Origin of the sequence: Arthrobacter ginkgonis (assembly GCF_039540195.1) — a bacterium.
In the GTDB taxonomy this organism is placed as follows: Bacteria; Actinomycetota; Actinomycetes; order Actinomycetales; family Micrococcaceae; genus Zafaria; species Zafaria ginkgonis.
The window spans coordinates 1-25,537 of sequence record NZ_BAABEO010000031.1; the positions used below are offsets into that span (position 1 = coordinate 1).

Below are 25,537 nucleotides of genomic sequence, written 5' to 3' on the forward strand. Positions count from 1 at the left end.
GCAGCACGGAACTGCCGCATACCCCCAACGAGTTCACCGGCATCCCCGGATAGCCACGCGCGGGACCGGACGCGGTCCCCGGATCCGACGGTATGGCCCGCCCGCTCCGTCGGATCCGGGGACCGCGTTTGCACGGCCACGCTTAAATGCCCGAAGGCCGCACCCCGAACGGGGTGCGGCCTTCGTTGTCCGGAAGCCTAGGGGCTTACCAGGAGGACTTGGTGATGCCCGGCAGTTCGCCCTTGTGGGCCATGTCGCGGAAGCGGACACGGGAAATGCCGAACTTCTGGAAGGTACCGCGCGGACGGCCGTCGATGGCGTCGCGGTTGCGGACGCGCACCGGGGAGGCGTTGCGGGGCAGCTTCTGCAGGCCGAGGCGGGCAGCCTCGCGGGCCTCGTCGGTCGCGTTTTCGTCGACCAGGGTCTTCTTGAGCTCGGCACGCTTCGCGGCGTAGCGCTCGACAACGACCTTGCGCTGCTCGTTACGAGCGATCTTGGACTTCTTCGCCATAGTGCTTAGCGCTCCTCACGGAATTCGACGTGCTTGCGGATGACCGGGTCGTACTTCTTCAGGACCATGCGGTCCGGGTCGTTACGACGGTTCTTGCGGGTCACGTAGGTGAAACCGGTGCCGGCGGTGGACTTCAGCTTGATGATCGGACGTACGTCCTTGTCCTTTGCCATTAGAGCTTCACACCCTTCGCAAGTAGCTGAGCGACGACGACGTCAATGCCGCGCACGTCGATGGTCTTGATGCCACGGACCGACAGGGTCAGCGTGACGTTGCGGCGCAGGGACGGAACCCAGTAGCGCTTCTTCTGAATGTTCGGGTCGAACCGACGCTTGTTACGACGGTGCGAGTGGGAGATGCTGTGCCCGAAGTTCGGGACTGCACCGGTCACCTGGCATACAGCTGCCATGATCACTCCTCCAGTAGTAGTAAATATTGGCGGTACTCGTCGCAGATGCAGCGCTGAGCTGCTTCTGCATCCGCGTTCCAGAGTCCCGCCACCAGTTGTGACACCGTTATTACTGCGACTTAACGAAGGGAACCAGGCTGGGTGAGAACCAACCGAAGCGCCTTTAGCACGCGAAAAGACGGTGAACCTCGGGTCCGGTCAAGCGTTTTTCCCCACTCGGTTGGACCGCGATATTCGGTTTTACGGGCAGCCAGGCACACCACTTGGGCATGCTTGACTTAACGCCCTACCATCCTAGGGCACCCGGGCACTTTAACCCAAACCGGCCCGACGCCGGGGTTCGCCCAGGATTTCCGGCTCCTTACGGCCGACTCGCGGGGCTGACTAAACACTCTGTGCCATCCCCTCCAGGGGCCGTTAGACTATAACGGTTTAATAAAGACACGCCTTTACCGTTGCCGTAGCCCGCGGTTGGGAATATAAGCACGGCTTGCTGCGCGGACGGAGCAAGCCGCCTGCCCTCGGGTGGGGCCCAGGGTGATTCGACCAGGAGACTGATGGACACTTCATCGACCAACGCCTTCGCAGGGCTGCCCGACGCCGAGCTGGCCGCCGCGATCCGGGCCAGCCACGCTGACCCCGCGGGGGCCGGCAACACGGCGGAGGCCATCGCCGTCCTCTACGCGCGCCATTACGGTGCCGCGGTGCGCACCGCGGGCGCCCGGCTTGAGGACCGCGCCCTCGCCGAAGACGTTGCCGTCGATGCTTTTGCCGACCTGCTGGAGCTGATACGCCAAGGCAATGAGTGCGGCGACGCTCTCCGCGCTTGGCTGGCCTGCCTGGCCAGCCGCAAGGCGTTCGCCGCCAACCGCCACGACCCCGCCCCCCGCGTGGCTGACGGACTTGCGCTCTTCGAACCGGGTGACCGCGATGCGGACCCGGTCATGGAGCAGCGGGAATCCGGGCTCCTCGTCGAAGCCTTCAAGTCCCTGCCCGGGCATTGGCAGGAAGTCCTGTGGCGCCTCGAGATCGAGAACGCCCCGCCCGCCGAGGTCGCCGAGGGGCTGGGCTTCCGCGTTGATGCTGGCGGCGTCGATGCGGTGGCCTCGGTGGCCGGGGAGGCCCGCGAGGGACTGCGCGCCTCCTACCTGGAGGCCCACGGCGCCGCTGCCTCCAGCGAGTTCGCCGAGCAATGCCACCGCCTGGGCGACCACTTGGACGGGGCCCTCGGCCCCCGTGCCGTGCTCAAGTTCGAGGAGCACTTGGGAACCTGCCCCCGATGCGACGCGGCGCTGGCGGAGGTTGGGGACATCAGCACGGGCCTGCTCACGGTCATCGCCCCGCTGTTCCTGGGGTCCGGGGCCGCGTCCCTGCTGCCGCTGCTCGATGGTTCGGCACCCGCTGTCCAGGAAGCCGCTGTCCAAGAATCTGCCCCAGAAGCCGTCCCCGAATTGGCCGTCCCCGCGGTGGACCAAGTGGCGGCCATCGATGCCACCCCCACCAGCGCAGTGTCCATCGTCGCCGGCCCCTTGGACCTTTCACCCAGCGGCTCCCCCAGCGGCGCCGGACCCACCGTCGTCGCCCTCTCCGACCTGGCCGCGAATGATGCGGCGGCCAGCGACGCTGCGCCCAATAAGGCCGTGCCCATTGGCCCCGCAACCACCAGTTCCTCCACCACGACCTTCGAGGTAGCCCTCGCCGGGCCCAGCAGCGCAGCGGTGCAGGCGAGCCAAGCGGTGCAGGAAAGCACTGTGGCGCAGGAAAAAAACACAGCGGCGCAGAAGAGCGCACCCGATCCGATCGTCCCGAAGCACTCCCCCGGACCGGCCACGCAGTCCTTCCCCGCACTTAAGGTCGACGCCGACGGCGCACGGCCCCGCCCGGCCGCCGGCCGCCGGAAGCCGAGCAAGGTCGGGATCCGGCGGCGCCTCCTTCCCTCCGTGGCACTCGCGGGAACCACCGGCATGCTGGTGGCCGGGGTCGCGTTCGCGGCCAACGGGACCCTGCCGCTGCCCTTGCCCTCCGGCGCAACCGGCGTGGTTTCGGAGGTGGTCCCGATGACCACCGTGGAGGGGCCCTCCCTACACCCGACGCAGTCGACGGGCGGCAGCGAAACAACGTCGCCGTCTTCCTCGGACGCGGCCGAATCGCCGGCCTCGGAAACCGCGGAGGCCCCGGAAACGGACGGCGCAGGCAATGGAGCGGACGCCGGTGGGGCCACCACGCCTTCGGACGGCGGGACGCAGTCCACGCCGGGTTCCAATGGGCCGGGTGCCGACGCGCCGGCCACCACGGCACCCAAGACCCGCAATCCCGCGCCTTCTTCCCCCGACTCCCCCAAGACCGGCCAGCCGTCGGCCGACGTCCCGGCCGTCCTGCCCGATCCCACGCAGCCCGGCGGCACCAGCGGGTCCAAGCCGGCGGACGGCGGCGCGCCGGCGGGTGGGGACTCGGCCGGCGGGTCCACTGGATCTGGGGGCGCCGGAGGAGCTGGCGGTGCCGGCGGGGCTGGGGGTGCCGGAGGAGCCGGCGGAGCTGGCGGCCAAGGCGGGTCGAATCCCTTGCCCGTCCCGGAAACGACGGTCGAGGTTTCGGAGCCCGACTCCGGGCAGTCGTCCTTCTCGCGGACCAGGGACTTCCTGCCCAAGCACCGGCATTACTCGCGGTACCGCGACTTCCAGTTGGAGATCGGCGACGCGCCATAGGGCACCGTGCACCGTTTCCCGGGAAACGGTGCACGGGTACCGGGGTGCCTCAGCGGCGGAGGATCCAGTGCTCCGGGTCGATCTCCGCGGTGATCTTGCGGCCGATCCGGGCCAGGTCGTCGACGTCGCGCTCGGTGAGCCCGTCGAAGATGATGCGGCGCACGGATTCGACGTGTTCGGGGGCGAGCCCGACCAGCATGTCCATGCCCTCGTCCGTCAGGTGGGCCATGGTGACCCGGGCATCCTCGGCGCTCTGGTGCCGTTCCAGCCAGCCGCGGCCCTCGAGCTTCTTCGCCACGTGGCTCAGCCGGGACAGCGATGAATTGGTGCGGGAAGCCAGTTCGCTCATCGGCAGCAGGCGCCCCTCGCTTTCGGAGAGCATGGCCAGGACGTTGTAGTCGAAGAGGGTGATGCGGGCCTGCTTGTGCAGCTCGCTGTCCAGTCGGCTCGGCAGGCGGGTCGCCACGGCCAGCAGCGCCAGCCAGGCATCGCGTTCCAACGGGGAGAGCCAACGGGGTTCGGTCATGGGCTCCATCTTTTCACAGCGCGGCCCCGGCCCTGCTCCCGGGCTCAGCGGGCCGCCAGCGCCTTGCGCTTGCGGTAGGAGATGATCTGGCCCATCACGACGACGAACAGCGCCACCAGGAACATGGCCGAACCGATGACGTTCGCCTGCGCCGGGATGCCGCGGGTGGCGGCGACGTAGATGAACTTCGGGAAGGTGTCGAAGTTGCCGGAGTTGAAGTTGGTGATGATGAAGTCGTCGAAGCTCATGGCGAAGGACAGTAGCGCAGCCGCGACGATGCCCGGCAGCAGCAGCGGCAGCGTGACCTTCCGGAACGTGGCCAGCGGGGAAGCGTAGAGGTCGCTGGCGGCCTCCTCCAGTCGCGGGTCCAGCCCGGCCACGCGCGCCCGGACCGTCACCACCACGAACGCCATGCAGAAAACGATGTGGGCGATGACGACTGTGGCGAAGCCGAGGTTCCAGCCCAGGTTCAGGAACTGGGCCAGCAGCGAAGCGCCCAGCACCACCTCCGGGGTGGCCAGCGGCAGGATGATCAGCAGGTCAGCGGTGTTCCGGAACCGGAACCTGTAGCGCACCAGCCCCAGCGCGATCGCCGTCCCCAGCACCGTGGCGACCAGGGTGGCGACCAGGCCGACCTGCAGCGAGTTCACCAGCGACTCGCAGACCTGCGGAGCTCCGCAGGGATTCTGCCAGTTCGCCAGCGTGAACCCGCGCCACACCAGATTGGTGCGGCCGGCGTCGTTGAAGGAAAACGCGAAGATGTAGGCGATCGGCACCAGCAGGTACACAAAGGCCAGCCCGCCCACGACGGGGATGATCCACCGACCGATTCTCTGTCTCATGCCATGCCCCTAGAACAGGTCCTTGGTGCCGAAGCGCCGGACGTAGATCATGACCAGGATCAGGATGGCCACCATCAGGATGAAGCTCAGCGCCGCGGCGCCGGGGTAGTCCACCACGCGGAAGAAGCGGGAGTCGATGACCTGGCCGATCATGGTGGTGTCGCGGTTGTTGCCCAGCAGCGCGGCGTTGACGTAGTCGCCCGAGGCGGGGATGAAGGTCAGCAGCGTGCCGGCGAAGACCCCCGGCATCGACAGCGGCAGCGTCACCTGCCGGAAGGTCCGCATCGGGCTGGCGTACAGGTCCCCGGACGCCTCCAGCAGCCGGGTGTCCAGGCGTTCAAGGCTCGCGTAGATCGGCAGCGTCATGAACGGCAGGAAGTTGTAGGTCAGGCCGCAGACGACGGCGAACGCCGTCGCGGTGAGCCGGCCGTCCGCGGGCAGGATCGCGACGGCCCTCAAGACCCCGACGACGGGTCCCTCGTCCGCCAGGATCTGCTTCCAGGCCTGGGTACGCAGGATGAAGCTGGAGAAGAACGGAGCAATCAGCAGCACCAGCAGGATGCCCTGGAGCAGCCGGTGGGCGCGCAGCCGCACCGCCACCAGATAGGCCATCGGGTAGCCGATCAGCAGCGCGGCCAGCGTGGCGATCAGGGCGAATCCGAAGGAGCGCAGCAGCACGTCCCAGTACTCCCGCAGCACCACCGCGTAGTTGGAGAACTGCAGCGCCGGGGCGAACTGCCCGATCTCCGCCCCGGGCGGCCTGGTGTAGAGGGACATGGCCAGCAGGACCACCACCGGCGCGACGAAGAACAGCAGCAGGAAAATGAAGCCGGGCAGGACCAGGAACTGTCCGATCCGTCCGCGCTTCTTCTCGGCGGCGAGTTCCTCCGGGCTGCGCCAGTCCTCCGGTGCGCGCCCGCCGCGCCTGCGGCCGGCGTCGTTCCGGGTCCGGACGTCGGCGGGTGCGCTCACGGCCCGACCTCGCCCGCACTGGTGTCCTCGTCGCCGGCCAGTCCGAACGAGTATTCCGGCTCCCACAGCAGGCGGACCTTGTCCCCCGGCGAGGCCGGGTCCTGGCCCAGGTTCTGCGAGAAGGTGCCCACCAGCCCGACGCCGGGGGTGTCCACCAGGTACTCGGTGCTCACGCCGGTGAAGGAGGCGTCCACAACCGTGCCCACGAGCTGGTTGGCGGTGGCGGGGAAGGGGGCGTCCATCCGCTGGATGCGCATCTTTTCGGGACGCACCCCGACGACGACGGAGCCGTTGTGCTCGGCGGCCCGGGACTTGGGCAGGACCACCCGCGTGCCGGCGACGTCGACCCCGATGCCCTGCCCCAGGTCCTCGGCGACGCGGCCCTTCATCAGGTTCGACTTGCCCAGGAAGTTGGCCACGAAGGCGGTCCGCGGCAGCTCGTAGAGCTCCCGGGGCGGCCCCATCTGCTCCACCTTGCCCTGGTTCATGACCGCGACGGTGTCCGCCATGGTCATGGCCTCCTCCTGGTCGTGGGTCACGTGGATGAACGTGAGCCCGACCTCCGTCTGGATGGCCTTGAGTTCCACCTGCATCTGCCGGCGCAGCTTCATGTCCAGGGCCCCGAGCGGTTCGTCCAGCAGCAGCACCGCCGGCCGGTTGACCAGGGCGCGGGCCAGCGCAACGCGCTGCTGCTGGCCGCCGGAGAGCTGGGCGGGCTTGCGTGCCCCTAGGTGTTCCAGCTCGACCATGGCCAGCGCGGCCTTCGCCTGCGCCTGGGCGTCGCGCACCCGGCGCTGCTTGAGCCCGAAGGCCACGTTGTCGAGGATCGACATGTGCGGGAAGAGCGCATAGGACTGGAAGACCGTGTTCACCTGCCGCCGGTACGGGGGCAGGGTGGTGACGTCGCGGCCGCCGATGCCGATGCTCCCCGACGTCGGTTGCTCCAGGCCCGCGACCATCCGCAGCGTCGTGGTCTTGCCGCAGCCCGAGGGGCCCAGCAGCGCGAAGAACGACCCCGCCGGGACGGTCAGGGAGAGGTCGTCGACGGCGGTGAAGTCCGCAAAGCGCTTGGTGACGTTGGCCAGGACCAGGTCGTGGCCTTCGGCGGTCCCCTTCCGGAGCGTTTCCTCTGCCTGGAGCGCCATCGCCTCAGGCCCCGATCGTCTGCTGGAAGCGGGACCCGTAGTCGGTCTCCTCTTCGGCGGTCAGCGTGCGGAAGACCTTGGTGCGGGCCAGGTCCTCGTCGGTGGGGAAGATCAGCGGGTTGTCCACGAGCGTGGGGTCGATCTTTTCCATCGCCTCGCGGGCGCCCTCGACCGGGCAGATGAAGTTCACGTAGGCTGCCACGGTCGCGGCCACCTCGGGCTCGTAGTAGTAGTTCATCAGCTTTTCGGCGTTGGTCTTGCGCGGCGAACCGATGGGAACCATCATGTTGTCGCTCCACAGGGTGCCGCCGGCCTCGGGGATGGCGAACTCCCACTTGTCGTCGTTTTCGAAGTTCAACTGCGTGATGTCCCCGGACCAGCAGATGACGGCGAGCGCGTCGCCGCTGACCAGGTCCTCCTTGTAGGAGTTGCCCTTGACCTGGCGGATCTGGCCGGAAGCGATCTGCTCGTCGAGGACAGCCAGCGCGGCGTCGAAGTCGTCGGAGGTCCAGTCCCCGGAGATGTCGATGCCGTTCTGCATCATGATCAGCCCGATCGTGTCGCGCCACTCGTCGAGCACCTCGACGCGGCCCTTCAGCTCGGGCTTCCAGAGGTCATCGACGCTCCTCAGCCCGCCCGGCACGGCCTCCTTGTTCCAGGCAATGCCGGCGTAGCCGGACTGCCAGGTCAGGGAGTTCTTGCGGCCCGGGTCGAATCCGACGTCCTGCAGCGAGGGCAGCAGGTTCGCGATGTTGGGGATGTTCGCGTGGTTCAGTTCCTGGGTGTAGCCCTGGCGGATGATGCGCCCGGCCATCGGGTCGGTGAGCGTGATGATGTCCTGGCCGATGTCCTGCCCGGCGGAGAGCTGGGCCTGGATCTTGCCGTAGTAGCTGTCGTTGCCGTCGATGTCCTCGGCGTAGTTGGCCCGGATGCCGGTCTGCTTTTCGAACTCCACCAGGGTCGGGTAGGTGCGGGTCTTGTCGTCGTAGTCCAGGTAGAGCGTCCAGTTGGCCCAGTTCACGGCCTTGTCGGTGCCGGAAAGGTCCGCCGCCGCGCTCGGCGCGGCGCTTTGGCCGCCGGTGCCGGTGCCGCCGGTGCCGCAGGCGGCGAGCAGGCCGGCCAGCCCCAGGCCCCCGGCCCCGCGCAGCAGGGTGCGCCGGGTCATTTGCGCCCTGGTCTGCTGCATCCTGGCCTGCGCCCTCACGAGCTCGCGCAGGGCGGGATCGTTGAGGCGGTCGTTGGGGAGCTGGGGTCTCATATGCGGTCTCCTAGGGACGGCCACCGGCGCGCGGGGTGGCTCCCGGCTCGTGGCTGCTTGATCCTGTGGTTTGGATCATGGCAGGTGAGCCAATCCGCGGACAATAGTTTGAGTTGTAAAGATTTTGTTTCGTCGCGAAATCGGTTGCCTTACGAGCCTTCCACAACTGATTCTTTAGGACTAGGCTCGGTTGCTGACAGGGCGGAAGTCCCCTCGACCGCTTCCAACGCTCCCCCGAAAGGTCGGTGCCCGGTGGCCCAACCGCCCCACTCCCAGCCCAGCAACGGAGCCGCCATGGATGCGACCAGCAAGGCCATCATCGAACAGCTCCAGGCCGATGGACGCCGGTCGTACGCGGCCATCGGCAAGGCCGTGGGCCTCAGCGAGGCGGCGGTACGCCAGCGGGTCCAGAAGCTGATCGACAGCAAGACCATGCAGGTCGTGGCCGTTACCGATCCCCTGCAGCTGGGCTTCCACCGGCAGGCCATGCTGGGGATCCGGACCACCGGGGACATGGTGGCCACGGCGGACCGGATCTCCGCCCTGCCGGAGGTCGACTACTGCGTAGTGACCGCCGGCTCCTTCGACGTCCTGGCCGAGGTGGTCTGCGCCAACGACGAGGAACTGCTGCGCATCATCAATGCCGTCCGCGAGATCGACGGCGTGCGCGACACCGAAGCGCTCCTTTACCTTTCCCTCCGCAAGCAGGAATACAACTGGGGTACCCGATGACCAGCACCACTCCCCGCGGCACCGACCGCCAGCAGGCCGCCCGCGACCACCTCTGGATGCACATGGCCCGCCACTCGAACCTGGCCGACGGCGGCACGGTTCCGGTCATCACCCGGGGCGAGGGCCACATGATCTACGACGACGCCGGCAAGGGCTACATCGACGGCCTCGCCGGGCTCTTCGTGGTCCAGGTTGGCCACGGCCGCGCCGAGCTGGCCGAGGTCGCCGCCAAGCAGGCGGAGAAGCTCCCCTTCATGCCGCTGTGGTCCTACGCGCACGAACCGGCGATCGACCTGGCCGAGCGGCTGGCGCACTACGCGCCGGGGGACCTGAACCGCGTCTTCTTCACCACCGGCGGCGGAGAGGCCGTCGAATCCGCCTGGAAGCTGGCGAAGCAGTACTTCAAGCTCACCGGCAAGCCGGGCAAGACCAAGGTGATCTCCCGCGCGGTGGCCTACCACGGCACGCCCCAGGGCGCCCTGTCCATCACCTCGATCCCGGGGATGAAGACCCCGTTCGAGCCGCTGGTGCCGGGCACCTTCCGCGTCCCGAACACCAACTTCTACCGGGCGCCGCAGGAGCATGCGGACAATGAGAAGGAGTTCGGGCTCTGGGCCGCCGAGCGCATCCGGGAGGCGATCGAGTTCGAAGGGCCGGAGTCTGTCGCCGCGGTGTTCCTGGAGCCGGTGCAGAACTCCGGCGGCTGCTTCCCGCCGCCGCCCGGGTACTTCCAGCGGGTCCGCGAGATCTGCGACGAGTACGACGTCCTGCTGGTTTCCGACGAGGTCATCTGCGCGTTCGGGCGGATCGGCTCGATGTTCGCGTGCGAGGACTTCGGCTACGTGCCGGACATCATCACCTGCGCCAAGGGCCTGACCAGCGGCTACTCCCCCATCGGCGCGATGATCGCCTCCGACCGGCTGTTCGAGCCCTTCACGCGCGGGGACACCACGTTCTACCACGGCTACACCTTCGGCGGTCACCCGGTGTCCGCCGCCGTCGCCATGGCCAACTTGGACATCTTCGAGCGCGAGGGCCTGAACGGCCACGTCAAGGAGAACGCCCCGGCCTTCCGCTCCACGCTGGAGCGGCTGCTGGACCTGCCGATCGTGGGCGACGTGCGCGGCGAAGGCTACTTCTACGGGATCGAACTGGTCAAGGACAAGGCCACGAAGGAGACGTTCACGGACGAGGAGTCCGAGCGCCTGCTGCGCGGGTACCTTTCCGGGGCGCTGTTCGACGCCGGCCTGTACTGCCGGGCGGACGACCGCGGGGATCCCGTGGTCCAGCTGGCTCCGCCGCTGACCATCGGCCAGAGGGAGTTCGACCAGATCGAATCCATCCTCCGGTCCGTGCTCACGGAGGGCCTGAACCACCTCTAGGATCCCCGCCGGCGGGCTTTCCGGGTACCTGCCGCACCGGCGGATATATTGGGAACAGCCCATTTGCCGTCCGCCGATGGCCGCACCAGAACGGAGGTCCCATGGCCTCGCTGCCTGCTTTGCAGTCGCAGATCTACCGGACCCTTCCCGCCCTGGAGCGGGCGGACACCATCGCGCAGCGGATTTCCACGGCCATCTCGCTGGGCATGCTGCGCGAAGGCGAGCGGCTGCCGACCGAGTCCGAGCTCTCCGAGATGTTCGGCGTCGCCGGCGCCACCCTGCGGGACGCGCTGGCTTCCCTGCGCGAACGGGGCGTCGTCGAAACCCGCCGGGGACGCAACGGCGGAACGTTCGTCGTCAAGGCCCCGACGGCGGCGCGGGACCTGATGCGGCGGTACCTGGCGGAGACGTCCCTGGCCGAACTGCGCGATTTGGGGGACGAACACGCGTCCATCGCGGCCGCCACGGTGCGCCTGGCCTGCGACCGCGCGGACCCCAAGGAACTGGACCGGCTGGAGCAGCTGGCCAGGGCCCAGGCGCGCGCCGACACCCCCGAAGCCCAGGCCCGGGCGGACAGCCGTTTCCACATCGAGCTGGCGGTGGCCGCCCAGTCGCCCCGGCTGATGGCGGCGGAGATACGGCTCCAGGGCGAAATCAGCCAGGTCCTGTGGACCCCGCTGGCCGGGGAATACAGCACCGAAGCCGCGGCCTCCGAACACCTCGAAATGGTGGAGGCGATCCGGCGGGACGACCCGGCGGCGGCCCAGCGGCTGGCGCTGGAGCACATCCGCCGGAACATTTACCACCTGATCGACACCAAGCTGACGCTGAGCTACACGGACCGGACCCCGGAAGACGATGTGAGGGAGAGCATGTGAGTTCGCAGGACCTGGCGGAGGCCGCCGTCGAATCGATCGCGGGCTGGCTCAACGCCCTGTACCAGGACCTGGGCAGCCTCTCGGGCGAGGTGGGGCGCCTGCTTGAAGCGGCGCTGGGCGGACGCACCCGGGTCACCACGCGGGACCTCGCGGGGCTGCGCGAGCGGTCCACGGACTTCCTGGTTTCGCACCCGGACGTGGTCGGCGCCGGCGTCATCTTCTCCGTGGCCTGGATCAAGGACACCGAAGGCGTGCTGGAGTGGTGGGTCAGGGACGAGCGGAACCAGATCGACAAGCTCGGCTTCGACCTTGCCCCGGAGGGCAACAGCTTCTACGACTACGAGCAGCTGCCGTGGTTCTCCGACGCCGCGCGGACCGGACAGCCGACCATAGCCGGCCCGTACGTGGACTACCTGGGCTTCAACGAATACATCGTGACCTGCACCGTCCCGTGCTACGTCCGCGGGGAGTTCATCGGCGTGGCCGGCTGCGACCTGCGCGTGCGCGACCTGGAGCACGTGTTCATCCCGATGATCCGGCCCGTCCCGGGCGACGCCGCCCTGGTGAACGGCAACGAGGACCGCGTGATCCTCGGCAACTCCGGCAGGTTCCTGGTCGGCGAGCGGATCAAGAGCCGGCCCGAGGGCTTCCGGATGGTCCCGCTGCCGGTCCCCCACCTGAATCTGGGCCTGCTGCGCGGCACCCAATCCTGAGGCCCCCGTGTCCCGGCGCCTGCCGGGACACGGGGGCCTCAGGCCGGTTCAGAGCCGAACGATCTTCTTGTTCATGAACTCCTCCATGCCCAAGGCACCCAGCTCGCGCCCGACGCCGGAGCGCTTGATGCCGCCGAAGGGCAGGTCCGCCTGCGATCCGCCGGCGCGGTTGATGTAGACCATCCCGGCCTCGATCCGGTCCCCGACCCGGCGGGCCCGTTCCGGGTCGGCGCTGAAGACCCCGGATCCGAGCCCGAAGGCCGTGTCGTTGGCCAGTGCCACGGCTTCGTCCTCGTCTGCGGCCCGGTGGACGACGACGGCGGGTCCGAACAGCTCCTCGTGGTAGACGCGCATGCCCGGCGTCACGCCGGTGAGCACCGCCGGCTCGACGAAGGCGCCCGGGCCGGGGATGTGGCGGCCGCCGGTGTGCAGCACGGCGCCCTGGGCGACGGCGTCCTCGATCTGCCCGACGAGCTCGTCGGCGGCGGTCTGGGAGGACATGGGCGCCAGCGTGGTGCTCGGGTCCGCGGGGTCGCCGGGCTTGAAGTCGGACATCGCATCCGCCAGCTTGGCGACGAAGTCGTCGTAGAGGTCCGCCATGACGATCATCCGCTTGGGGGCGTTGCAGGCTTGCCCGTTGTTGCCCATGCGGGCGGCGACGGCGGTCGCCACGGTCCGGTCCAGGTCCGTGGTGTCCAGCAGCACCAGCGGATCCGATCCGCCCAGCTCGAGCACGGCCTTCTTCAGGTTCCGTCCGGCCTCCATGGCGACGGCGGCGCCGGCGCGTTCGGAGCCGGTCAGGGACACGCCCTGGATCCGGGGATCGGCCAGCATCTCGGCGATCTGGGCGCTGGTGGCGTACAGGTTGATGTAGGCGTCGGCGGGGAGGCCGGCGTCGTGCAGCACCGTCTCGATGGCGGCGGCCGATTCGGGGCAGCTGCGGGCGTGCTTGAGGATGATCGTGTTGCCCAGCACCAGGTTGGGAGCGGCGAAGCGGGCCACCTGGTAGTAGGGGTAGTTCCACGGCATGATGCCGATCAGGGCGCCGACCGGACGCTTCTGGATGAGCGCCCGCCCGCCCTGGATCTCCAGCGGCTCGTCGCGAAGCTGCTCCGGTCCGTTCTGGGCGTAGTACGCGAAGATCTCGGCGACCGTCTCCAGTTCGCCGCGGCTTTCGGCGATGCGCTTGCCCATTTCGCGGGTGATGATCGCCGCGAGTTCCTCGGCCCGCTCGGCGAACAGTTCCCCGGCGCGGCCGACCAGCCGGGCGCGTTCGGCGAGCGGGGTGTCCCGCCAGGACAGGTGGGCCCGGTGTGCGCGGTCCACGGCCTCGCGGGCCTCGGCGTCGGTGGCGTTGGGGTATTCGGCGAGCAGTTCGCCGGTGGCGGGGTTGATGACCTGATACAAAGGGTTGCCTTTCGGTAGGGGCCGCTCCGGGCGGCCTACATTCTGGTGACTGTGGTAGCCAGCGCCTGCCTCTTACCAGGTGCCTGTGCGCAGGCCTCCGCGAAGGCCCCGAAGATCAGGGCGCGGTCCGCGGCGCTGCCGTCCGCGTCCTCCGGGTGCCACTGGACCCCGACCACCCAGGACTTTTCCCGGTGCTCGGTTCCCTCCACCACGCCGTCGCGGGCCAGGGCGGCCACGGACAACACCGGGGCCACGGCCCCCACCGCCTGGTGGTGGCCGGAGCGCACCGTGGCCCGGTCCCGGCCCAGGATGGCGGCGATCCGCGAGCCCGGCACCAGCGCGACCTCCTCGTCCAGGAAGATCGGCCGGCCCGGCCCGCCGCGGTGCAGGTGCCACGGGTCCAGGTCCGGGACCAGCGTGCCGCCGCAGGCCACGTTGAGCAGCTGCGATCCGCGGCAGATGGCCAGCAGCGGCTGGTCGCGGTCCAGCACGCCGCGGATCAGCTCCAGGCAGTACTCGTCCGCCCGCCGGTCCACGCCGTAGGAGTTCGGCACCTCCCCGTGGTGCCCGTACAGCGCCCCGTCGACGTCCCCGCCGCCGAGGAAGAGCACGCCGTCGTAGCCTGCCAGCTCCGCCTCCGGCACCAGGTCCTCCGCCGCGCTGTCCACCAGCTCGGCGCGGGCCCCGGACGCCAGCAGCGCCTCGAAGGCGGTCCGGGTGAACCGCTCCATCAGGGCGTGCGTCTGCTCCGTCATGCCCGGGAAGGCCAGGGAGACGACGACGGCGATCCGCGGCGCGTCCCCCGGCAGGCCGTCGAAGCCGGCGGGCACCACATCCGCGGGATCCACCCGCAGCCCGGCCCCGCTCGGCTGTTCGGCGGTCACAGGGCGGCCGCCGCGGCGAACTCGGCGCACGCGTCCCGGCGCTGCCGCCCGGCCTCAATCACCCACGCGAAGAGGGCGTGGTCCTCCGCGCTGGTGGCGGCGGTGTCCTCCGGGTGCCACTGCACGGCCAGCAGCGGTGCGCCCGGAACCTCCAGGGCCTCCACCACTCCGTCTTCCGCGGTGGCGGTGGCCACCAGGCCCTCGCCGATGATCCCGACCGCCTGGTGGTGGTAGGAGGAGACGTGCACCCGGGACGCACCGGTGGCGGAGGCCAGCAGGGACCCCGGGGACACGGCGACCGGGTGGATCGCGTCCTTGTGCTGGACCGGCCCTGGTTCCAGGTGCTGGATCAGCGTCCCGCGGCGGGTGACGTTGAGCAGCTGCAGGCCGCGGCAGATGGCCAGCAGCGGCACTCCGGCCTCCAGGCAGCCGGCGAGGATCCCGGCCTCGAACCGGTCCTGGCCGTCGTGGTCGGCCGGCCAGTGGTGTTCGTCGGGTTCGGCCCCGTACAGCCGCGGGTCCACGTCCGCACCACCGGGCAGCACCACCGCATCGACCCGGGCCAGCTGCTCGGCCGGTCCCTCGGCGCTGCCGGGGAACAGGACCACCGGCTCCCCGCCGGCGCGGTCGATCGAGCGGAGCACCTCCGCGGCAACCGCCACCCCCGCGAAGCGCATGCCTTGCACCTTCGCGGACCACATCCCGGGGACGCCCACCAGCGGCCGGCGGCCGCTCATGCCCGGACCCCCACCACATCATCCAAGGGGAACTCCAGCGACGGCATCCACTCGTTCCACACCCGTTCCAGGCTGCCGTCGGCGATCACCGCGCCCAGCGCGGCGTCGAACTCGGCGCGCAGGCCCGGGTTGTCCTTGGCCACGCCGATCCCCCAGGGGTTGCGCGTGCGGACGGTGAAGGCGACGTCGTAGCGCGGGTCGTCGCCCAGCGGGACCAGCACGACGTCGTCGTCCACCATGGCGTCGATGCTTCCGTTCGCGACGGCGTCGAGCATCTGGTTGTAGACGTCCTCGCCGGAGAACGGGACCGGTTCGGCGCCCTCGAACGTCCGGGCCAGGCGCATGTTGGCGCTGCCCTCGATGGCCCCGACCCGGTAGCCGACCAGGTCGGCGGCGGAGCGGGCCGGGTCGCCCTTGGACACCAGCACGGTCTCGTCGAAGATCGCGTAGGGCCGGGTGAAGTCGACGACGGCGGCACGTTCGGGAATGATGCCCTGGCCGCACCAGACGGCGTCGACCCGGTGCCCGACCACGGCCGGCAGCATCTCGTCCCAGTCCAGCACCACCCATTCGATGCCGCGGCCCATGCGGGCGGCGACCAGTTCTGCGGCGGCCGGCTCGTACCCGGAGCGGCGGCCGGCCGCGTCGCGCAGGCCGAACAGCGGCGGGGCCTCGGCGTCGATGCAGGCAAGTTTCAGCGGTCGCATTACGGCATCGTCTCCCAGTACATCTCGCGGTCCCACTCGGTGATCGCACCGCAGTAGCGGGCCCATTCCTCGGTCTTGAGCTGCGTGTAGATCGAGACCAGGTCGGCGGGCAGCTGGCCGGTGAGGTAGGTGTCGGCCACGAACGCCTCGGTGGCCTCGCCCAGGGTCAGCGGCAGTTGGGTGCCGACGGCCGGGACGTTGTCGGTGGCCTCGTCCGGGGCTCCCGGGTCCAGCTTGCGGTTCAGGCCGTCCTCCATGGCCGCGATGAGCAGCGTGTGGGACAGGTACGGGTTGACCGCCGCGTCCGGCACGCGGTACTCCATGCGCCCGTTCGCGGAGATGCGGACCAGGCAGCCGCGCGAGTCCAGGCCCCAGTTGGCGGTGGAGGGGGCGAACTGGCCGGCGTCCCAGAAGCGCTTGTAGGAGTTCACGGTGGAGGCCATGACCGCCATCGAGCCCTGCGCGTGGGCGAGCACCCCGCCGATCGCGTGCCGGGCGGTGTCGGAGACGTGCAGTTCCACCCTGCCGGCCTCCTCCATGGCGTTGGTGCCGTCCTTCCAGAGGCTGACGTTGTGGTGGCAGCCGTTGCCCATCTGGCCGTTGTAGGGCTTGGGCATGAAGGAGGCGGTGACGCCGAACTCGCGGGCGACCTGCTTGCAGATCTGCCGGTAGGTGACCAGCCGGTCGGCGGTGCGCTCCACCCGGTCGAACATCCAGTTCAGCTCCAGCTGGCCGTCGTCCTCGTAGTCGCCCTCGATCATGTCCAGGCCCATGGCCTTGGCGTAGGTCACCAGCTGCTTGTAGATGGGGCGCATCCGCTCCAGGTTCTCGACCTGGTAGGCCGGGCTGGAGCCGGGCTTCTTGGTGACCTCCAGCCCCGGGCCCTCCCAGGTCATCTCCGGCTCGGTGCCGGAGCGGACCTCGAAGCCGGTGCGGGCGGTGAACGCCTCGTGGGAGCGGATCAGCAGGGACCGAGTGTCGATGGCCAGCGGGCGTCCGCCGACCTCCGGCAGGTGGGGCGGCTCGTAGGCGGTGCAGAAGATGCGGGCCACGGAGGTGTCCCAGGGCAGCACCACGAAGGTGTCCGGCTCCGGCAGGGCCCAGAATTCGCGGGCCTCGATGCCGCCGCCGATCAGGTTCCCGTGGCGGTCGTTCTGCAGGTCGGACAGCGCGGTGCGGTGGAACGCGATGCCCTTCTGCAGGTTGCGGCGGAAGTGGTTGGCCGGCACCATCTTGGCCACCATGCGCGAACCGATGGTCGGCAGCGCGTAGTAGATGTACTCGACGCCGGCCTCCTCGATTTTCCGGCCCAGCTCCCGCACGACGTCGGGGGCGAGGTTCCGCTCCTGGTGAGCGGCGAAGGCGTTGCGGTCCAGCAGGGCGTCCGTTTCGGATCGGATGGCTTGCAGGGTCATGGGGATCAACTCTTTTCTGCTGGTCTAAATCTTCTTGGTGGCCCTAGGCGGCGGGCAGGGGTTCCGGCACTCGGGAGCCCGAGGCTTGGGCGTCCAGCACCGCCTGCCGGTACTGGAGGTGCTTCTGGGCGGGCAGGCCGGCGGTCACGGCACCGATGAGGCGCTCCTCGCGGTAGTAGCCGAGCGCCACGCCGTCCGCGGGCCGGGCCGGGTCGCCCTCGAGGATCCCGACGGCGTCGGCCCGGGCCGGGGACCCGACGCCCTGGATGCGGAGGGCGAACAGGTCGGTCCAGAACGAGGGCAGCGGGGAGGCGGCCGGCCCCGGTTCCTCGCCGCGCAGGCCGGCCACGAGCGTCGGGGCGGCGATCTTCGCGGTGTCGGTCGGGGTGGCCCAATGCTCGACCCTCCGGGCCGGTCCGCCGGCCAGGGGGTCCGGGTAGCGGGCGATGTCTCCCACCGCGACGACCCCGGCCACCGGGGTGCCTGCGGAGTCAAGGACCCGGAGGTGTTCGTCGCATTCGACACCGTTGTCCAGATCCAGCCCGTTGCCCTGGAGCCACTCGGTGTTGGCGTGGGATCCCACGGCCTCGACGACGACGTCGGCCTCCAGGACGCGGCCGTCGGCGAGCACGAGGCCGGTGCACCGCTGCCCGCCGAGGAAGCGGATGACCCGGGTCCCGGCCAGCGTGGCGACGCCGTGGTCGTTGAGCATCCGGCGCACCCCGGAGGACAGTTCCGCGCCCAGCGGGCGTTCCATCGGGCCGGACGTGCCCTCGATGAGGGTGACCCGGCAGCCGAGGCCGCTGGCGGTCGCGGCGACCTCGCAGCCGATGAAGCCGGAGCCGACCACCGCCACGCGGGCCCCGGGCACCAGGTCGGTGTGCAGGGCCAGGGTGTCCTCGAGCGTGCGCACCACGTGCCGTCCGGCCAGCGGGCCGGGGACGGGCACGCGGGCCGGGCGCAGCCCGGTGGCGACGACCAGGCCGCTGAAGCCCAGCACCTCGCCGTCGTGCGTTGTTACCGTGCGCCGGGCGAGGTTCGCCGCGGCGACGCCGGATCCGAGCTTCCAGGTGATGCCGGTGGCGCTGCGCCGCGGCCTGAAGGCCAGCGCGGCGAGCGCCTCCTCCGGGGTGCCCGGCCGGGCCAGCATCTCCTTGGACAGCGGAGGCCGGTTGTAGGGGGGATGGGCCTCGTCGCCGATGACGACGAGCTCCCCCTCCCAGCCGGCGGAGCGCAACTGCTCGGCGGCGCGCAGGCCCCCGAGCGAGGCGCCGGCGATGACGATCCGTTCGGGCATTGTCTGTTCGGGCATGTCTAGTCCTTGAGGAAGATCGCCTGAAGGGGGCAGACGTCGATGGCTTCCTCGACCTCGTCGAGCAGCGCGTCGTCGAAGGTCTCCTCGAATTCAAGGACGCCGTCGTCGTTCATCCGGAAGACGGCAGGCGCGGAGATGGCGCACTGTCCGTGGTTGTCGCAGAGCTTGAGGTCAACGCTGATCTGGGCCATGGTGTTTCTCGTTTCTGGTGGCGTGGTGCAGGTGTTGGGGACGCCGGCTAGGCGCGCTTGGTGAAGGCGATGGGCAGGCGGATCGGACCCGTGTTGCCGGAGTCGGGCAGCCATTCGTCGCCGCCGGCCAGGTGGGGGTTGGCGATGCGCTGGGCCAGCAGCGGCAGCGCCTCGCTCATGTCGGCGCGGGCCACGAAGTGTCCCAGGCAGTGGTGCACGCCTCCGCCGAAGCCGTAGTGCGCCGGGTGTTCCCCGAGCAGGTCCATTTCCGGGTTCGGGAAGGCCCTCGGGTCGGTGCCGGAGGCCTGGGTGAACAGGTGCACCGTGGTGCCGGCCTTGATGTCCAGCCCCTGGTAGCTGAAGTCCTCCACGGCCTCGCGGGTGACCCACGTGACGGTCGGGTTGATCCGCATGACCTCCTCCACGGCCTTGCCGCCGAGGTCGGGGCGCTCAGCCAGCAGCTCCCACTGCTCCGGGTTGCGCATGAACGACTGCATGGCCAGGCCCAGCTGGTTGCGGGTGGTGTCCATCCCGCCGAAGATCAGCAGGACCAGGGCATTGCGCAGTTCCTCGTCGCTGAGCTTGTCGCCGTCGCGGCTGGCCAGCACCAGGCGGGAGACGAAGTCCTCGCCGGGGTTCTGCTGGCGGTCCCGGATGAGGTCCTCGGCGTACTCGTAGAGCTCGGCAACGGCGGCGTCGACCTTTTCCAGGTCCTGCTTGAAGGTGACCCCCAGGGCCAGGCCCACGGTGGAGGCCAGCCGGGCAATCGTCGGCCATTCGGTCTCGGGGATGCCCAGCAGGATGGTCAGCACCCGGGTGGCGTAGGGCTCGGCGAAGTCGGCGATGAATTCGCACTCGCCCTTGTCGATGAAGGCATCGACGAGCTCGTTGGCCAGGGCCTGGAAACGCGGCACCAGGTCCTTGATCAGGCGCGGGGAGAAGGCGGGGTTGAGCAGCCGGCGGATGCGGTGGTGGTCCTCGCCCTCCAGGACCAGCAGGTTCTTGGTCCACCAGTCGAAGAACAGCCCGCCGTGGACGCCGTTGTGGGCCGGCCACTTGGCGCTGCCCTGGATGAGCTTGGGGCTCTTGAGCAGCTTGCTGACCTCGTCGTAGCGGAGCACCGCGATCCCGTAGTTGGTCCGCGCGTACCAGCTGCGCTCGCGGGCGTCGCGCAGCTGCTCGGACTGCATGGCGAACGCCGGATCGGAGATGTCCAGGTACGGGATGTCTTGCTGCAGGTGGGCGGTCTCGACGCTCATGGCGCGGTTCCTTTCGCGGGCGGGGCGGGAGGTAGGTGGGGAGAGTTGGGGGTGGGGACGGGCCGTGTGGGGTACGGCCCGTCGAGGGTGAGTTAGCGGAGGGGGTTAGCGGACGTCCGCGCGTTCGCGGGCCAGGCCGGCGTCGCCCGCGGGGGCATCGCCCAGCAGGTGGGGCTTGCGGACCGCCATATAGAGGGCGCCGATGGCCACCACCGCGACCGAGGAGATCAGGACGATGTGGTTGGACAGCCAGCCGGCTTCCGGGGTCCGCGGCCAGGCCATGTTGGCCATGCCCAACACGCCCCAGACCAGGGCCAGCACGGTGACCGGCAGGCCCCAGGCACCCAGGGTGAACTTCCCGGCCGGCTTCCAGCCCTTCAGCCGTGCCCGGAGGGAAGCCAGGACGACCATCTGGAACCCCATGTACATGCCCATGGCGGCGAAGGAGATGATGGCGACCAGTGCGTCCTCGGAAACCTTCGATCCGACGACCACCAGGGCCGGGAAGAGGGCGGCGATCAGCAGGGCGTAGGGCGGGACGTGGCGCTTTTCGCTGAAGCGGCCCAGCACGCCGCTGAACGGAAGGATCCGGTCGCGGGCCATCGAGTAGGTCAGGCGGCTGGCGGCGGCCTGCAGGCTGAGCACGCAGGAGATGAAGGAGATCAGCACGACGCCGATGACGACCCTGAAGCCGACGGGCCCGAAGGCGGCCATCAGGACGTTGGTCAGCGGGTCGGCGTCCGCGCCGGAGATGACGGCGGCGAAGTCGGGAACGGCCAGGATCAGCGACAGGCAGACGAACATCGCGGCGGCGCCGCCGATGTAGATGGTCATGCGCATCGCCTTGGGGATGGTCCGGCCGGGGTTCGGGACCTCTTCGGCGACGTCGCCACAGGCCTCGAAGCCGTAGTACTGGAAGATGCCGATCAGGCCGGCGGCAGCGAAGGCGAAGAAGTAGTCGGAGCCCTCGCCGGCGCCGAAGGTGTCGAACAGGACGGACAAGTCATGGTTGCGGTGGGAGACCAGCAGCCAGAATCCGACGACGACGGCGCCGCCGAGTTCGGCGATGAGGCCGATCATCGCGACCTTGTTGAGCACGCCGGTGCCCATCAGGTTGAGCACGGTGGCCACCGCGATCACGGCCAGGGCGGAAAGGATGGTCGAGTCGACGGTTCCCTCCAGCCCCAGGAACGCGGCGAGGTACGGACCGGAGGCGTAGGCCACGGAGGCGATCGTCGCGAGCAGTGCGATGAGGTAGATCCAGCCGTTCATCCAGCCCCACTTGCGGCCCCAGAGGCGCCGCGACCAGGGGTAGACACCGCCGGCGACCGGGTAGTTGGAAACCACCTCGCCGAAGACCAGGGCCACCAGGAGCTGGCCGGCGCCCACGATGAGCAGAGACCAGAACATCGGCGGGCCGGCCAGGCCCAGCGAGATGGCAAACAGCGAGTAGATCCCCACCACCGGGGACAGGTAGGTGAACCCCAGGGACACGTTGCCCCAGAACGTCATTTCGCGCTTGAACTGCTTCTCGTACGAGTAGCCCAGCGAGGCCAGATGCTCGGCATCTTCGTCCGGGGCAGACGCCTCGGCCGGACGGGTCATTTCGGCGGACATGGAACTCCTTCAGCGGGAGGGGCTGGTGCTTGGAGGGGAATGTTGACGGCTCACAGTGATAGGCGTCACGTGATCTTCATCACTAAAAACTGTATAGCTGCATGTTTTATTTGGCAAGAGATTTTTTGGGAAGCCGTTGCTCAGGCGGACCTAGGAGAGCTAATCCGTTATTAGCCAAGGCTAAGTGGGGGTATATCGCAGAAAATGCGACGCGGATCACGAAGATCGTAAACACTGCAAAAAACTTCATTTCCGAAAGATTTCTCCACTGCCCACACCTCCCGGCACCCCGGGGCCGAGGCACCGGGGTGCCGGGGCGGGGCGCCCGGGCGGGGGTGCGCGGGCGGGACGCCCGGGTGCTGGGGTGCGCGGGCGGGACGCCCGGGTGCTGGGGTGCGCGGGCGGGACGCCCGGGTGCTGGGGTGCCGGGGTGCCGGGGAGTGCCGCGCTTTTCTCGTTTGGCCAAAGGATGATGTCCGGTTTCACGCCCGAACCCGCCATCGTTCTTCGCCCAAACGCACCGTGGGAACAGGAATCCTTGGCGAAATGCGCCAGCACCGTGCTTCCGCCGGGGCCGGGTGATCGCCGATAGGATCAGGGGCGTCGGCGGGCGAAGCGGCCCAGACAGTATGAGAGCAGGGATTCGTGAAGATTCTGGTTACAGGGGCAGGGGCGACGGGCGGCTACTTCGGGGCCCGCCTCAGTCAGGCCGGCCGGGATGTGACGTTCCTGGTGAGGCCCCGGCGGGCGGAGCAGCTGCGCGGCGGCTTGAAGCTGATCGGACCGGAGGGGGAGGAAACGGTCGCTGTCCACACGGTGACGGCAGACCGGATCACGGCCCCCTACGACTTGGTGATCATCGCCGTCAAAGCCGGCTCCCTGGCCCCGGTCCTTGACCAAATTGCCCCGGCGGTAGGGCCTGACACCCTGATCCTGCCCTTCCTCAACGGCATGGCCCACATGCCCGAACTCAACCTCCGGTTCGGGGCCGAGCGAGTGCTCGGCGGCCTGGTGCGGGTGGTCACGACCGTCACCGACTCGGGCGCGATCCACCAGCTCAAGCCGATCGCCACCATGGATTTCGGGCCGCAGGACGGAATGGCAACCGGAAAGCTGGAGGAGATCCGGGAGCAGCTCGACGTTCCGGGCTATGAGTTGACCTTCGCAACGGACATCGTTGACGCGATGTGGAAGAAGTGGGCCTTCATTACCGCTGCCGGCGTGGTCACATGCCTCATGCGCGGCTCCATCGGAGACATCATGGCCGCCGGCGGCCAACCCTTCATTGACCAAGTCATCGCCGAGACCGAGCGTGTGGCCGCGGCTGCCGGCCATGAAGTCACGGCCACGGAGCACGCCGCGACGGTGCACATGCTAACCGAGCCGGGCTCGGTTTTCACCTCATCGCTCTACCGCGACGTGGCGGCCGGGCTGCCCCACGAGGGCGAGCACTTGCTGGGGCACTTTGCCGCAACCGCAGCGGGCTTCGGCCTTGAGGTGCCGTTGACCAGCCTGGCCCTGCTGCAGCTGCGCACACACGATCGGGCAATGGCCAGGGCATAGCCCCCGCAGTGGCACAGGAAGCCGGCGTGATCGAGTCCGATCACGCTTCCCAACGGGGACCACCCAGCCGGTCCCCGTTGGGCAATTTCTGCATGTTGTGCGATCCGTCCAATCCCTTGGGCCGAACGTCCGATGCCCTTGCCCGGAGCCCCTTCCTACAGTGGGCGGCATTCCAGGAACCGGCCGCGGTTCCCTGACTGCTTCCCGTACGAAAGGGCGCCGATGCCTTCCCAGCCCACTCCCCCGCCGTCGTCTTCCGCGCAGCGTCCCCTGGAGGGCGTGCTCGTCGCCGACTTCTCCCGCGTGCTGGCCGGACCGCTGGCCACCATGACACTGGCCGACCTCGGTGCGCGCGTGGTCAAGGTGGAACGCCCCGGTTCCGGGGACGACACCCGCGCCTGGGGCCCGCCGTTCTCCCCCACCGGCGCCACGTACTTCGAGAGCGTGAACCGCAACAAGGAATCCGTCTGCTTGGACCTCGCAGACCCGCAGGATCGCGCCCTGGCCCGGGAACTGGCCCTGCGCGCCGACGTGCTGGTGGAGAACTTCAAGCCCGGCGGCATGGACAAGCTCGGCTTGGGCTACGCGGACCTCGCCTCGCGCAACCCGGGGCTGGTCTACGCATCGATCTCCGGATTCGGCTCCGCCGGCGGGGCCGAGCTGCCTGGCTACGACTTCATCGTCCAGGCCCTCGGCGGGCTGATGAGCATCACCGGCGAAACGGACGGCTCCCCCTACAAGGCCGGGGTGGCGCTGGTGGATGTGCTCACCGCCAAGGATGCCACCATCGGCATCCTCGCCGCGCTGAACGCCCGGCAGGCCACGGGCCGCGGAAGCCGCATCGAGGTGAACCTGCTCTCCAGCCTGCAGGGGGCGCTGGCCAACCAGGCCCAGGCGTACCTCGGCGCGGGAAAGGTCCCGGGCCGGATGGGCAACGAGCACCCCTCGATCGTGCCCTACCAGCTGCTCGGGTGCGCCGACGGGCCGCTGGCGGTGGCCTGCGGCAACGACGGCCAGTTCGCCCGGTTCGTCGACGTGCTCGGCGCTCCGGAACTGGCCGCCGACGAACGCTTCGCCACCAACAGTGCCCGGGTCCGCAACCGCGGCGAGCTGATCCCGCTTCTGGAGCGAGCGCTGGCCGGCGCGCCGGCCCGGATCTGGCAGGACAAGCTCGCCGGGGCCGGCGTGCCGGCCGGGCAGGTGGCTGGCATCGACGAGGGCCTGGACTACGCCGACGCGTTGGGGCTGGATCCGGTGATCGAGGTGCAGGACGCTTCCGGGCGGACCGTGGGGAAGCAGGTGCGCCATCCCATCACCTGGACCCCGCGGCTGGCCGCACGCACCCAAGCCCCGCCAGCCCTCGGCGAGCACACCGGGCCCGTGCTGGACTGGCTGCGCGGCCCTGCCTGAGCGGTCCATTCTTCCCGGTCGGTTCCTGGTGCTCAGCGCTGAATCCTCCTAGGCCGAGCGGCCGGAATGTCTTGGGAAAGGGGCGCGCGGGCTGTCAACTGTTGCGACTGGGGGCCCGCAGGGAGATGCGGCAGGTTTTTTCAGCTGCCTTGTCCCAGCGGCTGCGCCCCTCGCATGGGCGCCAATTCGATGGGAATGCGTCGGTCCGGTGGTGCAGATCAGAAGGGCGGAGCCTCGTCGTCGGGGTCTGCGGTTGCGGGTGTGTCCCAGCCGTAGTGGCGGGTGGGACGACTCGTGCGGGTATCCGCGCCCGAACCCGGGAGAGGGCATCTGCTTCCACCGTCAGCTGGGGCCGCGGTGCGCGTTCCCCTTTTGCCGACGGTCTCCCTACCGTTTGCGGTGTCCCCGATGCTTCTGGGGCCCCCGGCGTCCGAGGCATGGCTGGTTACCTTTGCCTGTCCAGGAAACGGTGTGCTTGGCGCATCGTGGGGCTGGGTGTCCTGGGGCGGGTCGGGCGGGTCCGTGTGCCAGGGCAGGGGTGGGTCGGTGCGGTAGGTGCGGCCTGCGGGTGAGGTGAATTCGAGGGTGCGGTCCGCTCCGATGCGGGTTGTCCAGAGGCCGAGGCTCTTGTAGGTGTGGTGCTTGCGGCACAGGCTGGCGAGGTTGCCCAGTTCGGTGGGTCCGCCGTGGTGGTGTTCGTGGACGTGGTCGGGTTCGCAGGCCAGCGCGTTGCGCCGGCAGCCGGGGAAGCGGCAGGTTTGGTCGGCGGCCCAGAGGGCGCGGCGCTGGGCGGGGGTGGGGCGGTAGCGGTGGTGGTCCATGCCGACCACGGCCAGGGATCCGGGTGTGGCGTAGAGCCGGGTCCAGGTGGCGGTTTGGGCGGCCAGGCGCCGGGCGGAGGCGTCGTCGATGGGCCCGTGGCCGTTCAGTTCGGCCGCCCGGTGGCCCTCGCCGGGGAT

The 25,537-nt window shown here is 69.4% G+C and carries 25 protein-coding genes; 7 read left to right on the forward strand and 18 right to left on the reverse strand.

Translation table 11 applies throughout. From position 1 onward, the window contains the following. Positions 1-205: 205 nt before the first annotated feature. From rpsN to rpmB, 3 genes are read right to left on the reverse strand one after another with little or no spacing between them, the layout of a single operon-like run. On the reverse strand, positions 206-511 hold the full coding sequence (rpsN, locus tag ABD912_RS20670; RefSeq protein ID WP_345153907.1) for a 30S ribosomal protein S14: 306 nt from the start codon (positions 509-511) through the stop codon (positions 206-208). 5 nt (positions 512-516) lie between these two features. Continuing rightward, positions 517-684 carry a 50S ribosomal protein L33 gene (gene rpmG, locus ABD912_RS20675; protein WP_149955989.1) on the reverse strand — a complete coding sequence of 56 codons (168 nt, stop codon included), beginning with the start codon at positions 682-684 and terminating at the stop codon, positions 517-519. Further along, positions 684-920 carry a 50S ribosomal protein L28 gene (gene rpmB / locus ABD912_RS20680; protein WP_345153911.1) on the reverse strand — a complete coding sequence of 79 codons (237 nt, stop codon included), beginning with the start codon at positions 918-920 and terminating at the stop codon, positions 684-686. The genes rpmG and rpmB overlap by 1 nt, the downstream gene beginning before the upstream one ends. A 557-nt stretch (positions 921-1,477) precedes the next feature. On the opposite strand from rpmB, the gene ABD912_RS20685 reads away from it, so the two are divergent. Beyond that, positions 1,478-3,625, forward strand: coding sequence for a zf-HC2 domain-containing protein (locus tag ABD912_RS20685; RefSeq protein ID WP_345153913.1), 2,148 nt, complete (start codon positions 1,478-1,480; stop codon positions 3,623-3,625). Positions 3,626-3,674: 49 nt separating this feature from the next. Here the strand turns inward: ABD912_RS20685 and ABD912_RS20690 are convergent, their stop codons facing one another. From ABD912_RS20690 to ABD912_RS20710, 5 genes are read right to left on the reverse strand one after another with little or no spacing between them, the layout of a single operon-like run. Further along, positions 3,675-4,151: a MarR family winged helix-turn-helix transcriptional regulator gene (locus ABD912_RS20690; protein ID WP_345153915.1), complete on the reverse strand. Its 477-nt coding sequence runs from the start codon at positions 4,149-4,151 to the stop codon at positions 3,675-3,677. A gap of 44 nt (positions 4,152-4,195) precedes the next feature. Beyond that, positions 4,196-4,993, reverse strand: a complete 798-nt coding sequence (locus ABD912_RS20695; protein ID WP_345153917.1) for an ABC transporter permease — start codon at positions 4,991-4,993, stop codon at positions 4,196-4,198. A 9-nt stretch (positions 4,994-5,002) separates the two neighbouring features. Next, positions 5,003-5,965 (reverse strand): ABC transporter permease, encoded by a 963-nt coding sequence (locus ABD912_RS20700; RefSeq protein ID WP_345153918.1) that lies wholly within the window; start codon positions 5,963-5,965, stop codon positions 5,003-5,005. Then, positions 5,962-7,110, reverse strand: a complete 1,149-nt coding sequence (locus ABD912_RS20705) for an ABC transporter ATP-binding protein (protein ID WP_345153920.1) — start codon at positions 7,108-7,110, stop codon at positions 5,962-5,964. Before ABD912_RS20705 ends, ABD912_RS20700 begins: the two co-directional genes overlap by 4 nt. A 4-nt stretch (positions 7,111-7,114) precedes the next feature. After that, complete coding sequence (locus ABD912_RS20710; protein WP_345153923.1) at positions 7,115-8,368, reverse strand: ABC transporter substrate-binding protein; 1,254 nt, start codon at positions 8,366-8,368, stop codon at positions 7,115-7,117. Between the two features lie 294 nt (positions 8,369-8,662). Between ABD912_RS20710 and ABD912_RS20715 the strand changes: the two genes are divergently transcribed. The 4 genes from ABD912_RS20715 (at position 8,663) to ABD912_RS20730 (ending at position 12,073) form a co-directional block, all read left to right on the forward strand. Further along, a complete protein-coding gene (locus ABD912_RS20715) occupies positions 8,663-9,100 on the forward strand; it encodes an Lrp/AsnC family transcriptional regulator (protein WP_345153924.1) in 438 nt (145 codons plus the stop codon). Next, positions 9,097-10,482, forward strand: a complete 1,386-nt coding sequence (locus tag ABD912_RS20720; protein WP_345153926.1) for an aspartate aminotransferase family protein — start codon at positions 9,097-9,099, stop codon at positions 10,480-10,482. The genes ABD912_RS20715 and ABD912_RS20720 overlap by 4 nt, the downstream gene beginning before the upstream one ends. A gap of 101 nt (positions 10,483-10,583) precedes the next feature. Next, positions 10,584-11,360: a FadR/GntR family transcriptional regulator gene (locus ABD912_RS20725; protein ID WP_345153928.1), complete on the forward strand. Its 777-nt coding sequence runs from the start codon at positions 10,584-10,586 to the stop codon at positions 11,358-11,360. After that, on the forward strand, positions 11,357-12,073 hold the full coding sequence (locus ABD912_RS20730; RefSeq protein ID WP_345153929.1) for a cache domain-containing protein: 717 nt from the start codon (positions 11,357-11,359) through the stop codon (positions 12,071-12,073). Before ABD912_RS20725 ends, ABD912_RS20730 begins: the two co-directional genes overlap by 4 nt. Before the next feature lie 48 nt (positions 12,074-12,121). On the opposite strand, the gene ABD912_RS20735 is transcribed toward ABD912_RS20730, so the two are convergent. The 9 genes from ABD912_RS20735 to ABD912_RS20775 all read right to left on the reverse strand — a co-directional run bounded on the left by ABD912_RS20735 (position 12,122) and on the right by ABD912_RS20775 (position 21,605). Then, the gene (locus tag ABD912_RS20735) at positions 12,122-13,480 is read right to left on the reverse strand and encodes an NAD-dependent succinate-semialdehyde dehydrogenase (RefSeq protein WP_345153930.1); all 1,359 of its coding nucleotides are present in this window, start codon (positions 13,478-13,480) and stop codon (positions 12,122-12,124) included. 35 nt (positions 13,481-13,515) lie between these two features. After that, complete coding sequence (locus ABD912_RS20740) at positions 13,516-14,364, reverse strand: gamma-glutamyl-gamma-aminobutyrate hydrolase family protein (RefSeq protein WP_345153931.1); 849 nt, start codon at positions 14,362-14,364, stop codon at positions 13,516-13,518. Continuing rightward, on the reverse strand, positions 14,361-15,101 hold the full coding sequence (locus tag ABD912_RS20745) for a gamma-glutamyl-gamma-aminobutyrate hydrolase family protein (RefSeq protein ID WP_345153933.1): 741 nt from the start codon (positions 15,099-15,101) through the stop codon (positions 14,361-14,363). The genes ABD912_RS20740 and ABD912_RS20745 overlap by 4 nt, the downstream gene beginning before the upstream one ends. Then, complete coding sequence (locus tag ABD912_RS20750) at positions 15,098-15,808, reverse strand: ABC transporter substrate-binding protein (RefSeq protein ID WP_345153935.1); 711 nt, start codon at positions 15,806-15,808, stop codon at positions 15,098-15,100. The genes ABD912_RS20745 and ABD912_RS20750 overlap by 4 nt, the downstream gene beginning before the upstream one ends. After that, positions 15,808-17,223 carry a glutamine synthetase family protein gene (locus ABD912_RS20755; protein ID WP_345153937.1) on the reverse strand — a complete coding sequence of 472 codons (1,416 nt, stop codon included), beginning with the start codon at positions 17,221-17,223 and terminating at the stop codon, positions 15,808-15,810. Before ABD912_RS20755 ends, ABD912_RS20750 begins: the two co-directional genes overlap by 1 nt. A 43-nt stretch (positions 17,224-17,266) precedes the next feature. After that, positions 17,267-18,535 carry an NAD(P)/FAD-dependent oxidoreductase gene (locus tag ABD912_RS20760; protein ID WP_345153939.1) on the reverse strand — a complete coding sequence of 423 codons (1,269 nt, stop codon included), beginning with the start codon at positions 18,533-18,535 and terminating at the stop codon, positions 17,267-17,269. 2 nt (positions 18,536-18,537) lie between these two features. Further along, a complete protein-coding gene (locus tag ABD912_RS20765) occupies positions 18,538-18,729 on the reverse strand; it encodes a ferredoxin (RefSeq protein WP_345153940.1) in 192 nt (63 codons plus the stop codon). Positions 18,730-18,776: 47 nt separating this feature from the next. Continuing rightward, entirely contained in the window at positions 18,777-19,988 is a 1,212-nt protein-coding gene (locus ABD912_RS20770; protein WP_345153941.1) for a cytochrome P450, read from the reverse strand. A 105-nt stretch (positions 19,989-20,093) separates the two neighbouring features. Then, a complete protein-coding gene (locus ABD912_RS20775) occupies positions 20,094-21,605 on the reverse strand; it encodes an APC family permease (RefSeq protein ID WP_345153943.1) in 1,512 nt (503 codons plus the stop codon). Between the two features lie 645 nt (positions 21,606-22,250). Between ABD912_RS20775 and ABD912_RS20780 the strand changes: the two genes are divergently transcribed. Together ABD912_RS20780 and ABD912_RS20785 are read left to right on the forward strand one after the other, a co-directional pair. After that, positions 22,251-23,168: a ketopantoate reductase family protein gene (locus ABD912_RS20780; protein WP_345153945.1), complete on the forward strand. Its 918-nt coding sequence runs from the start codon at positions 22,251-22,253 to the stop codon at positions 23,166-23,168. Between the two features lie 222 nt (positions 23,169-23,390). Then, positions 23,391-24,578, forward strand: coding sequence for a CaiB/BaiF CoA transferase family protein (locus tag ABD912_RS20785; RefSeq protein WP_345153946.1), 1,188 nt, complete (start codon positions 23,391-23,393; stop codon positions 24,576-24,578). A 218-nt stretch (positions 24,579-24,796) separates the two neighbouring features. Here the strand turns inward: ABD912_RS20785 and ABD912_RS20790 are convergent. Then, a partial coding sequence (locus ABD912_RS20790; RefSeq protein WP_345153948.1) for an HNH endonuclease signature motif containing protein occupies positions 24,797-25,537 on the reverse strand: 741 nt, incomplete at its 5' end.